Origin of the sequence: Bradyrhizobium sp. Cp5.3, from assembly GCF_000426265.1 — a bacterium.
GTDB lineage: Bacteria > Pseudomonadota > Alphaproteobacteria > Rhizobiales > Xanthobacteraceae > Bradyrhizobium > Bradyrhizobium neotropicale.
Genome location: NZ_AUFA01000055.1, coordinates 17,090 through 29,559, shown reverse-complemented (window position 1 = coordinate 29,559; position 12,470 = coordinate 17,090). Strand labels below are relative to the sequence as shown.

4 protein-coding genes and 1 pseudogene are annotated in these 12,470 nt (G+C 60.8%); 3 read left to right on the top strand and 2 right to left on the bottom strand.

Annotation, left to right across the window (positions count from 1 at the left end; all coding sequences use genetic code 11):
* Nucleotides 1-222, bottom strand: a pseudogene (locus K289_RS49505) (IS110 family transposase); the annotation flags it as partial.
* A 402-nt stretch (nt 223-624) separates the two neighbouring features.
* On the opposite strand from K289_RS49505, the gene K289_RS0136695 reads away from it, so the two are divergent.
* Genes K289_RS0136695 through K289_RS0136685 form a run of 3 tightly spaced genes read left to right on the top strand, consistent with a single transcriptional unit; the run spans nt 625 to nt 5,148 of the window.
* Nucleotides 625-3,582 (top strand): patatin-like phospholipase family protein, encoded by a 2,958-nt coding sequence (locus K289_RS0136695; protein ID WP_084788872.1) that lies wholly within the window; start codon nt 625-627, stop codon nt 3,580-3,582.
* A gap of 58 nt (nt 3,583-3,640) precedes the next feature.
* The gene (locus K289_RS0136690; protein WP_156918382.1) at nt 3,641-4,471 is read left to right on the top strand and encodes a hypothetical protein; all 831 of its coding nucleotides are present in this window, start codon (nt 3,641-3,643) and stop codon (nt 4,469-4,471) included.
* Nucleotides 4,468-5,148, top strand: coding sequence for a hypothetical protein (locus tag K289_RS0136685; RefSeq protein WP_027555972.1), 681 nt, complete (start codon nt 4,468-4,470; stop codon nt 5,146-5,148). Before K289_RS0136690 ends, K289_RS0136685 begins: the two co-directional genes overlap by 4 nt.
* A 695-nt stretch (nt 5,149-5,843) precedes the next feature.
* On the opposite strand, the gene K289_RS0136680 is transcribed toward K289_RS0136685, so the two are convergent.
* Entirely contained in the window at nt 5,844-12,470 is a 6,627-nt protein-coding gene (locus K289_RS0136680; RefSeq protein ID WP_027555971.1) for a hypothetical protein, read from the bottom strand.

Here is a 12,470-nt window from a genome sequence, read left to right as displayed (position 1 = left end):
CGTCAGTTGTCGATGCAGGCCATATCCGCAGGGTCCGGCTTCGTAACAAAAACTTACCTGCCGGTCACCCTTGCCAAGCTTGTTCGCCAGCTTGTCGATTTGATCAGCGCGATTAGGGATGATCCCCAAGTTACGAACTTCACCGCCGCGCATCCCTTCCGCCACTGCGACCGAAATCGTCGCCTTGTGCACATCCAGTCCCACGAAAATGCTATTGTTCATCAGGCCCGCTCCCCATGCTTGAGGCTCGGCACCGGCTCATCCGGCGCAACCCTCGATGGAGCTTGCCGCGGGGCGGGCCGCCTGTCACCTCAGAGGGCAAACATAGGGTCTAGACCATTGGTGTACTGGTCCAGCTTTGGTCTCGCCCTTTCGGCTTCAATACGACTGAGCGTGCGCCAGCCGCCCCAGCCGCCTCACAAGTCCCCGGAAGGCTCCATGAGCGAGCGGTGATTCAACGGGCCCAACAACGTCGTTGCCGGCGCGCGATTGTCGAAATTGTGCTGGTGCTGGGAAAAATTCCGTGCAATCTTGGCGTGATATTTCAAATAATGTCGTGATTTCCGTGTGGAGTCCGCCGGGCTTCGATCCGACAGAGGCTCCCGCGTGGCGAGATATTTGGCCATGCCACAACCTGTTGACGCCGACCCTCTCAAGCCTGTTGTCGCGGATATCGTCGATAATGGTGACGTGTTGCTGGGCGAGCTGCACGCGATTGAAGAACGACGTGCGCTGCTCTTGGATGCTGCGCGCCACCCACAGCCCAATCCCGCACCGTCGCACGATCCGAAAGCCCTGTCAGAAAAATTGAAGGATTTCGTCACCACGGCCGGGAATCTCAATCTGTCGGCGTTGTGCCTGTCCGGCGGTGGCATTCGCAGCGCTGCGTTCGCGCTCGGGGTGGTGCAAGGGCTCGCCGCACGCAGGATTCTGAGCACGTTCGACTATCTCTCCACGGTGTCCGGTGGCGGCTATACCGGCGCGATGCTGACGGCCTGGGTGCAACGTACTGGCTACGACAACGTCCAGGAGCAACTCATCGACGCTCCGCAAAGCAATGCGACGATCTCCCCACTTCAGCATCTGCGCCGGTACAGCAGTTACCTGTCGCCGAGTACAGGGCTGCTCTCGACCGATATGTTGGCGCTGGTCGCGCTTTATGTCCGTAACCTGCTGCTCAACTGGTTTGTGCTGATTCCCATTTTACTGGCGGCGATCATTCTGCTGAAATCGGTGACTCTATGGGCCTGGACGTCCCAGGCCAGCGACACGGAGATCGCCATGCTCGGCCTCCTGGCCGTCGCTCTTGCCGGCGCGTCGATGGTCGATTCCCTCCAGCAGCGGCCGGGCTGGGGCGACGAATCCTCCAGCCGCTCGCGCTTCCTTGCGCTCGAACTGTTGCCGACGCTTCTTGCTGGATTGCTGATTAGCGTTGCCGCTCTGAAGATCTATCAGCAGTTTGTGGTCGACACGTACGTCAAGGGCAGTGAGCAACTGCAGTTGCTATCGTTCCTGAAAGAACTCAAATGGTATGGGAACGTCGCGGTGATCGCCGCCGGAACCTACTTCGTTGCCGCAGTTCTCGCCCTGTCATTCTCGCCGCCGCGTGCCGGCAAAGACGACGACAAATCGACGTCGGAGAACATCCGCTCCGGAGAGTTTCACAAGGGAGTACTGCACAGGGGAATGTTGATCGTATTGGCGTTGACCGCCTCGGGCGCCGTCGTGGGCCTGCTGCTTGCCAGGATCATCGACGCCATCGGTGCACCGGCGCCGGATGCGACCGACGCTGCGGTCTCTCCGGTCAAGGTGTTCATGCTGTTGTGCCTCGGACCGTCGGCGTTCATGACTGCGGTGTTTCTCGCCGAACTGCTTTACTGCGCGTTGACTGGTAAGGTGTCCTGGGGCGACGCCGAGCGGGAGTGGCTGGGCAGGGCCGCCGGCTATCACGCGCGCGCGGCGGTGTTCTGGTCGCTGGCTTTTGCCGTGATTTATCTTGGTTCGTACGGCATCAACTATCTTTACAGAGAGTCGGTCACCTCGTTCAGTGGCTTGATTGCAACCGGCGGACTCGCCGGCGTGGTCGCGAGCCTGGTTGGCAAATCGTCGTCGACCATGGCTGTCTTCAAGAAGGGCTACGCGACTCTTGCCAGCCGTTCGCTCAATGTCGTCCTCGCGGTGGCCGCGACGGCGTTTATCATCATCCTGACGAGCGTCCTGTCCGCGGTGGTCGACTGGCTCGTCCTGCCCGAGCGCAAGGCTCTCTGGTTCGATGAAAAGCACGAGGTGCTCTGGCCGCTCTCCACGGTGCTCTTCTGGACGGTGGTCGTCGGGGCAGTCGCGTCATGGTTCGTCAATACCAACCGCTTCTCGCTTCACGGTGTCTATCGCAACCGGCTCATCAGGACTTTTCTCGGCGCCTCGAAGGAGAACCGCAAACCCAATGCGTTCACCGACTTCTACGAAAAGGACAATCTCAATCTGAGCGATCTCTGGCCCAACGCTGCGCCGGACCAAGGACGAATTCCGCCGCAATATCTCGTGCAGAACATTGCGATGAATATCGTCGCGACGCGCGAACTGGCATGGCAGGAGCGCAAGGCGATGTCCTTCGTCGTGACGCCATGGTGGTGCGGTTGTGGGGATCAGAATCGCGAATCGCAGGCACTGCGCGCCGATCTGAGCGGAGCTTCGGGTTGCTACCGCGTATCGAAAAACTATGGCAAGGGCATCAGCGTCGGAACCTCGATGGCGATCTCCGGCGCCGCTGCAAGTCCCAACATGGGCTATCACTCCTCGCCCGCCCTCAGCCTGCTGCTGACCTTCTTCAACGTCCGCCTCGGCGCCTGGCTCGGCAATCCCAACTCCGCCGGAAACAGCACGTGGCAGCACGCGGGTCCAAGGATCGCCGGCTGGCCGATGATCGAGGAAGCGCTGGGATTGACTGACGGCACGAAGGGCTACGTCTATCTTTCCGACGGCGGGCACTTCGACAACCTCGGCCTCTACGAGATGGTTCGGCGCCGCTGCCGACTGATCATCATTAGCGACGCAGGATGCGATCCAGACTTCGGCTTCGAGGATCTCGGCAATGCATGCCGGAAAATTTCGATCGATCAGGATGTCGATATCGAGTTCGAGGCGCTGAAGATGGTGTCCCGCAAGACGCCGCCCGTCGAAGGGCCTTACTTTGCGGTCGCCAAGATCAAGTACCGTGATCTTGGCGGCAAGGAGGGTATCCTTGTTTACATCAAGCCGAACTTCCAGGGCATCGAACCGATCTCGGTGCGCAGCTATGCCCTGAAGGCAACGGTCTTCCCGCACGAAAGCACTGCGGATCAATTCTTCGGCGAGTCGCAATTCGAGGCCTATCGCGCGCTCGGCCGATTCGCGATCGACCATATCGATGGCGCAGCGGGTACGACCTATTCGGATGTCAACGCGTTTGTGGAGGCGATCAGAGCACATGCCGCCAAGCCGGATGCGACGCCGGCGGGACCAGCACCAACTCAGCCGCAAGCTGCACTGCCTGCCAAAGGAGCCGGGGCTGGTCCCGGTGCTCGTACAGTGAAGAGCCTTTAGGGAGGATGATGTGATGCGTATGAAACTCGCTGTCGCCGTGCTTCTCTTGCCAGTCTCGGTGGGATTTGCCGTCGCGCAGAACTTCGACGAGCAGGCGATCTGCGCCGCGATCAACAAGCCGGGGCTGTTCTACGCCCGCAGCCAGCCGCCATATCAGTATGCGCCGGTGAACGGTGCGGCGCTCTCCTACGACAGGGATGCGCGCTTCGTCCTGATCACCGCGCCGTTGCCGCCACGGCAGGGGCGCGACTACGAGGGCGTGTGGCACGTCCGGACCCAGACCATTGCCGAGCTGAGCAAGCGGGCGAACAAGGCCTATGTCTATCGCCCGCCGGTCAGGACGCGCTGCTCCCAAGATGTGCTTCCGGCCTTCGAGGGAGGTGACCGGCTGGTGACGCTGACGGCGTATCTGGATCATCATCTGTCGGATCCGGACCATCCGCGCCAGAAGAGCTACGAACTGACCCGGCGCTTTCACATGCCTATACAGGATGTCGCGGCAAATGATTGCGTCTGGACCGACGACGACAAGGCTTTCGACCTCAAAGGCACGTACGGGTTCTCCAATGTGAACCGGCGTGACCTGGACTCCGCTTTTGAAGTCGCCACGACGCTGGTGCCGCGTGCCTACGCGTCGTCGTCGAGTTACCAGGGGCTGAGCTCGCAATTCGCCTATCGCGACACGCCCAATGGTGTCTGCGTCTCCTTTGCGTCGCCCATTCCGACCGGGCCGGTTTCGCGCAGCGGCTGGTTCAGCAACGCCTATGATGACGCCATGCAGGCAGCTGCCGGATGGAAGCCGAAATCGACGCTGCTCGTCATCAAACGGCTCGAGGGAAGGCGGGTGATTCCGTTAACATCGAAGACGATCACTTGGGCCGACCGATGAGCCTGGACGCAGGAAGCGCGATGCCCGTGGCGCCGAAGTCAGGCTGGCGGCGCCTGTTAGAATCGCGCTTCCTGCCGATCAACAAGCTGCTCCAGACCAAATGGATGCAGCAGGTCTTCCCGAAGCTGCTTTGGCTCGTCATTCCTCTTCAATACTATTATGCGCAGCAGTTGCCAGCAGGTTTCAATCTCGAGAGCTATTTGCCGTCGGCGGCCCTCGTTATTGTCATGGTATCGTCGATGGTCTGCGTCGCCGGTGTGATCGCGATTGGGTATCCGCGCTCGGAATATTACTACGACTCTGCCCGTTCCCTGGTCTCGTCGATGCTAGGCACCTGGGCGTTTGCCCTGGCCCTGATATGTGGTTCGTTCGGGCTCAGCGGATGGTCCGCACGCCCGAGCGATGTGATTCAGGACTTTCTGTGTCCGTTCGAGCCGGGTCCCTGGATACGCGTTGTCTGTGATTCGCGTTTGTTGCGCCCTTTGCTGGTCTATCTCATTTATGCGCTGGCCGGTGCAGTGCTGCTGACGATCCTCATTCATGGCTGCGCCCGCATCAAGGCGGCGCGTAACGAAGATTACCGTCCGCTTCGGGAGCCGAACCTCGTCGTCGTGGCCATCGCGGTCGCCGTGTTGATGGCGTTCTTTCAGTGGTTAATCACCGCTACTAATAGCTGACGAGAGCTGTCGCGGACGAGTCCGCGTCAGCTTCGATCCCGCGGATTAGACCGGGAACGTCAGCGACTTCGCAAGCTCGACCTGGCGCCGAGGTCGCTCATCGCGATCACTTTGGCGATGGCAATACAGCTAGGCACTTTGAAGCGTTCATGGCATTCTGTCCAACCTTGGCGGCGGTCTATTCTCACCTACCAAAGCAATGGCGCGTCGGGGCGTAATGACCCTCTTCGCCCGCGCGCTCGATTGCCGCCGCGCTAGCTAGCAATCCCATCTGGTACATACCGGCCCTGCTATTGGTCCCTGTCCTCAATATTCTCGCCTTCTTGGCATTGCATTTGTATGATTTCGGCCAGTCTTTCGGAGGCCAAACCTTTACGGCCGACTTGGGCCGAAAATGCTCAAGGTCGTGCTCGATCAATCCAACTTCCTCGGTTTCGAATTGACGTTCGCAATAGGCACTTTCCGCCCTGGAGTTCGATGAAGACGGGCTTAACTGCGCTCCAGTTCGGTGAGCGTTCCGCATATTGCCGATCTTTGATGAACTTGTTTGTTCTCTTCTCGGCATTCCGGTAGCGGCTGACCCCGCGCGTCATTTCATCAATCTGGTTACGAAATCCGAGCGAGGCGCTTGATCCCCCGTTAACAGACGGAACGCCGCGAACTCTTTACAGTAAAGTTCCAGCTTGCAAGGTCCACTATTGCCTTTCGATCGGAATCGGCGACGACACCACGATGACGCGGGCTTGCGCCTCATGCATCAAATTCAGGCTGGCGGGCGAAACGCTGACTGCGGGTTCGTCCGGCTGACCTGCGGGGGGCAGGGAGGAGAACAGCCAGTTGAAATCAAGCCTAGTGTTGTCGTCAGTCCCTGTTGAATGAAGCAGCGAAACGTCGGTCCAGAATTCATGACCGTCCGGCCCGGTCGCATCGATCGAGACGAACAGGCCGGGATCCGCTATCCGCGTCGCCGCGTTGAAGGTCTGCTTGGCATCGAGCGTTCCATCGGAGCGTAACAATCGAGCCTCCACCGCGAGAGCTTCTGTGGACTTTTTCGGATCGACCGCGTCCTGTCGCAAGGTCAGATAGACGCCGACGACGAAGGATTGAGGCTGGTTCGTCAATGTGAGCGGAACGGTTACCTGATCCTGTTGCTTGTTGTCGACCATCTGGGGCAGGTGGATTTGCAATCGCGTGAATGCGCGCTGATGCGCGGGCGGCCCGACGATCCGGAAGTAGAGATGGATGCTGGCCGGCTCATCCCCATTGAAACCAGTCGAGCGTAGATCGAAATAAGCTTTCTTGTATTTGGTCGGCGCGATCATGTTGCGGTCGCACAGGATTTGCGCCGGCATCTCGAATTCGACCACGCGGACGATCTGGTCCGGTGGCGACGTGCCGCCGAGATCGGGAACCATCACTTTTTTGTCCTGCGCCAGCGCGGTTCTGCAGAACAGCTCCGCCGGCCGGCCCAGCTCCTTCAGGAAATACGAGCTGATGACGGCGAGGTGCCGATGAACATGGATGGGATATGGATTGTCGAAGGTGGATGGGCAAAGCCAGATCGGGTCATCGCGTCCGTTGAGCTTGAAGGAGAAATGATCGCCATCCAGCGTGGCGACCAGATCACGTACATGTCGGCGATCCGATTTCCACACGCCATCATCGATTCGCGGCAGATGCAGGACGTCGGCGTCGCGGCTGGTCCTGGTCCATCTAATGAATGTCGGGGCGCTGGCGAGCGTCGGATAGGCCGCGAGATCCTTCCCGCTGATCGTGGCCGACACCGGCTTCGGCCGCCCGTACTCGTCCTTCACCGGCGGTGACCATTCGAAGCTCGCAAGCATCAGCGGTGCGCTGATCTCGCCGCGCTGGGTGTCGGCCGAGTTAGTCGTGACAAAGACCGACGCCGAGTAGCGTTTTGGGGCGACTGGCTGGTGCAGCACGGCCAGTTCTAGCACGTTCGCCCGATCGACCTTGCCGATCAAGACCATGTCCTTGTCAGGACGATCCGGGTTCGTTTCCGATGGTCCGATGCCATCGATAGCAAGCCGCGATGCGCGGACTTCGATGCTGGTGGCGGTCGGCGTCAGGTTGAGAAGAGTGTAGTCCTTGTCCAGCGCGCGATAGCAGAGCAAGTCTTGCGGGAGCAATTCCGCAGGCAGCTTCTTCAGAACGAGCCACCAGCAGCGCTCGCCGTCGAGATTGTCGGCATCCATGCGCGCTTCGGTGGTCCAGTACGAATCGATGTAGCGCCGCATCGCGGCGCCGATGAACATTTCCTCGAAGCTTTGCTCGACTTTCTTGTCCCCGTTCAGCGTGGCCGGCAAAAGTGAGAACATCGCGTTCGGATAGGCCGGCGCCGGGGCGTCTACATTGTCGAAGGTGAGCCCCATCGGGCCTTCGCCTCTCAACACGAGGCCGTATGCCGTCTCTTCGTTCAGCCGGCGATAGTCGAGCCGCGGGTCGGACCCGCCTTCCTTTCGGGAATCGAGGATCTCGAGATGATGGGTAGCGTCCGGGGGAATATTGTCGTCATAGGAGAAGCCGAAGCTGAAGCCGGTCTTGACCTCGGTGCCGATGCGGTCGGCGAGGCCGCCACGCGCGAAGGGCGGCTCCTGCAGGATGGCCGCGACCGGCGGCGCGGGCCTGTGCACCCCGTCGCCGCCGGGAGCAGTGGTCAGAGGGATCAGCGCACGCAACTGCGGACGCGTCATCTTGACGTTCGCAAGATCCGCCAGCATCGCAACGCGCATGGTCCAGCCGCGCGCTGTGCTCCAGACATGTGCAGACGGGTTCGGATCCTTGTCGGGCCAGGCGATCGCTTCGCCCCTGCTGCGCAGTTTCAGCGCGCCCGCGTAGCGCGATCGCAGCCGGAAGCGATGGCGGAAATAGGTGGCCGATTCCGGATTCCAGTAAATTTCCTGAAGAACGGTGCGCGCCGGCAGCGGATCGAGGGTTTTGGTGATGGTTTGCGCGTCGATATCAGGACGATCGAAGAATGCCTCGAGTTCGAACTGTGCGAGTTCGTCCCTGGCATCGGCTCCAAAGTCCAGACGCAGCGCGGGATGCGGAACGGCGGCTGCTTCGGGTTCTTTATCGAACCTGTACCGGCGGGGATTCACAAAGTGGTAGATCGGCCGCCCAGTGGTCCGCCAGCGCTGCGTCGTCACGTCGATCTCGTGGAGCAATCGCCAATGGCGGGTCGCGGCGTCGCCGGGCGGCAGGGCTGACGTGATGATGTCGTATTTCCGGTTCTTCTCGACGCCTTTCACCGAGATCATGCGGGCAGCGAGCTCGATGGCGGCTTGATTGACTTTCTCCGGATCCTTTTTCGATATCTCCTTGATGCCGTCATACATGGTTTCGACGCGAAGAGCCGCGGAAGGGAACGTCAGATATGTTCCCAGCTCGCGCAGCGCGTACTGTTTCAGGCCGGCATGGAAAACCGAAGGGTGCGGCTTGTCGTGAACTGGCGCGAAATGCGCGGCAGGGACCAGCGCATCGATCGACATCCGCGCGACGACACCTTCCGGAACGGTTACCGAAAAAATCGCGGCGTAATTCTTGTTCCGTGCCGGCTTCGGATCTTCGGTCAGCCGATCCAGCCTGAGCGAACCGGCGGGCTGACCCTCAGGCGGCTTTGGTGAGACGATGACCTTGAACTGGAACCGCTCTTCGAGGCGCGGCACCAAGAAAAGGAGCAACCGACGCGGGGACCATGGTATCGGGTCCGGCCTCTCGTGGTGCGGCTTCCAAAGGTTCTCGGCATCGAGCATCTTGTCGACGAGTGTGGCGAAGCCGCGTCCAAATTTCTGCAACTCGTCCTTGGCTGAAAGTGTCAGATGCGTGTCACCGAGCACAGTTTCGTGCTCGATCAGCGTGTCGTGAGGCGTCAACTCGATGCGGATTTGCTCCACGGCCGGGTCGGGCAACCTGTCGAGAGCCGCCGCAATTCGCGGATCGAGGTGACGCATGACGTAGGCCGCAATCAGGGCTTGCTCGAACAGTTTGACCGAAGCCTCGACGGTCGGGACATCGCCAGGTTTGTCGTCCGTCTTGAAGAACATATCCTTCCGCAGGTCGGCGTTGGCAAACCAGCGGTCGAAATCGAGGTAGCCGACCCGTGGCGTCGAAACGGCGATTTCGACGGGGGCGGGGAGGCCCTTCTTCCAGACTTCCGAATCCTCATCGCCGGGAGCGAGCAGCAGCAACGGGTCGCCGACATTGTCGCTTTTCTGCGCGCCGGCGCTGGCGAACGTCATCGTCGCCTTGCCGTGGTTGAAGGACTGGAGGACCAGGCGCAGCCAGCCGGAAACGCTGTCGCCATCCGGCAGCACTCGCTTCCGGCCGAGCGTCGTCCCTCCGCACCGGACATGCAGCCAACGCTTGAACGAGCCGGAATCACTCGGCTCGAATTCGATGTTGATTGCAATTTCCGATATCGCCGTAAAGCCGGGCACGCTGTCCTGGTCGATCTCGAACGACGCGTCACTGGGGTCCTTTGGCTCGCTGGCCGGGCGGTCGAAAAACCGAACTGTCAGCTTTTCAGGCACTCCGCCGATTTCGATGTCGCTGAGCCGCCATTCGGCGTTCTGCCTGGCGACCATCTTTCCGCTGCCGTCGGCCTCGCGCAGGAAATCGCGTACGGCCGGTTCGTTCGGTTCGGCCAGCAGCGCAATGCGCGGATAGTCCCTTGCGAGCGGCGTTACGCCCGCGATCTCCGCGCCGATCCGGCTCGCGCTGCCTTCGGCGTTCTCGATCACCGCCATTTGCGCGATCGCGGTGCGACGCTGATAATTCGATTTCCCAATGAGCGGTTTCGCTTTGGGCGCGCCAGGTTTCGGCGGCGGTGGCGGCGCAGGAGTTGGCATCCATGGTGAAGCCGGATCCAGCTGCAAAGCCAGCGGCAGGGTCCCGGCGTTGCTGGTGATGAAACTGAAGGTCTGGAACGTGCGCCCATAGGCCAGACGCGGGACCTGCGGGAAGACATTTCCGACATAAGGATCATGCCGGTAGAACAGCCGCCGTGGATCACGCGGTTCGGCGTCGCTATCGAGGATGCGGGCATCGTGCGCCCGGTCCGCGAACGGGAATCCCTGATATTCGATGAACATCGGACCGCGGCCATCGCTCAGCGCCGGCAACATGGGATGAATGGCCCCCGTGACGTCGGGCGGCGGCTCGTCGGGAGGAAGCGGAGGCTTGGGCATCGGCTTCCAACCGAGATCGGCCAAATTGGCGTGCGCCCAGCTATCCTGCGTCGTGCCATCAACACGCTGGATCGCCACGCCAATTCCGTTGAAGTGCTTGGCGAAGTCGTCGACCTTGCTCCCGTCGATATTGCCGGCGATCTGGATCGGCAGCGGCTGCGGCATGCTGTCGGGAATGAAGCGGGCGTTCGGTTTGTTGAGTGAGTCCATCGGCTGGAAGGCCGCGTCGAACGCGCGCTGCAGTCGCGACCGCAATGCGGATTGCGTCGTGACAGGCAGACTGGACACATTCGGTACGAGCAGGATGTCGGTTATGACGTGGAGTTTGTTCGACTCCGGCTTGGGCGGGAAGAAGCGCCGCTCGTAGAACTCGCTGGCACGGATGATCCGGCGCAGGGGTTCCGAGTCCGTCAATTCCGGGCCACCTGCCGCGGGAGTTTGCGAACTCAGCAATGCGAGCACGAACGTGCTGCCAGCCGCGCGCCGTATTGCCTCTGCGCCGTTGAAGGGACCATCGAGCAACGCGCGATATTCGCTCCACGCTGCGTCGACCGCCTTCTGAATGGAAGGGAGCAACGTGTGGTCCGATGTGATGGCGTTCGCCAGCAGGGACGTGAACCGGTTGTTTCCGGTTTCCACGGTTTCGATCAGGCGAATGATCGCCGTCTCCGCGCCGGCTTCGTCGTGAAGAACCTGTTCGAGGTCGAGCAACAGCCGGGAAACGGTTTGTGCCGTATTCGCCTTGTTGTTCTTGTCCTTGATCGACTTCAGATAGTCGAAGGACTTGGGATCGATTTCCTGATGGGGGGTGACGAAATCCTCGAGCAGCGCCGTGACCAATGTTCGTTCGTCGACGAGGGCGAGCTTTGGGGGGACGGCCGGTGCCGAGAGTCCGTAGACATGTCGAAGGGCCGCGACCAGGGGCGCTTTGCCCTTGTCGGACAACAAGGGACTGTTGTCGGACAGTACCTTGCGAATCAATCCGGCAAGTTGAACGCCGTCGGGCGCGACGGCGCCGTCGAGGCGACGGATCAGGGCAGTCACGAACGGGGCGAGAACCTCGCCTTCGGGAATCCTTACTCCAGCCGTCACGGTTGTGGGCTTCAACAACGCGATGACGAGATTGTCGAGCGCTGAAACCAGCCGCGCGACCACGTACCAGGGCGCCGACTCGTTTTGCCAGTTGAGCTTGGTCGGCTTGTCGGCCGGCACCGCATTGTAGCCGATCTTGAACAACTGCTCGAATTCGGGATCCTGCGCGTTGTCGCCGTGCGGGAACAAGCCCAGATTGGCCGTCATCAGCGACGCCGCGCGCTCTTCGAGCCAGACGAGCAGACGGCGAACGTCGTCGGCGTCGCTGTCGACCTTGACGTATCCATCCGGCGTCAAAAAATCCGGATCGATGTCGGATGGAAGGAACGGTTTGGTAATGCCGTTGCCGATTGCGTGGGTACGACCGGTGGCGTCGCCAAATCCGCCCTTCGGGTCGTAGACATAATCGAGCGCGTCTTCAACTTGGTAGGGATCGGTCTCGGGGAGTCGCTCCGGCGGACCGGTGAGGAGCTCGAAATAGGGAAGGATGACGAAGGTCCCGTCGGCGATTCTGTCCTTTGCCACCCGAACGATATGCGTCAAGCCGAACCGGTGTGCCACCGGCGCGTTCCACGCATGTGCCGCGCGCAACGCGTGGGTCGCGGTCACATTGTCGGAGTCGGTGACGACTTCGGCTTTGGAAGAAATGACGCTGGTCCAGTACCTGGCTGGACCGTCGGCCGGCTTTTGATCGTTGAGCCAATCAAGCAGGACTTCCGGATCCTGGGTGGCCGAGGAGCCGGAGGTGCTGTGCACGGGTCCGGCATAGTCCAGCGGCGATCCGGCTGCGGGTACTTGGAAAAGGTGAAATTCGACCTTGAGAGCGGCCTTGAGGAAATCGAGATATTGCTGCTTGGCTGCGCGCTCCTCGGCTTCGACGTCTTCCGGTTCCGTTCCGTTGCCCCGGCAGTCCAGGCTCAAATTGACGGCGAATGAAAACGTTTCGCGATTCGCATCGCTGCTGTGAAACGCGGTTGGTTCCTGGTCGACCAGACATTGGAGGATCGGCTTGAGCAGCAT

Excerpts from the sequence above, each read along its gene's own strand:
- K289_RS0136680 (WP_027555971.1), bottom strand. The coding sequence starts at position 12,470 with ATGCTGCTCAAGCCGATCCTCCAATGTCTGGTCGACCAGGAACCAACC.
- K289_RS0136685 (WP_027555972.1), top strand. The coding sequence starts at position 4,468 with ATGAGCCTGGACGCAGGAAGCGCGATGCCCGTGGCGCCGAAGTCAGGC.
- K289_RS0136695 (WP_084788872.1), top strand. The coding sequence starts at position 625 with ATGCCACAACCTGTTGACGCCGACCCTCTCAAGCCTGTTGTCGCGGAT.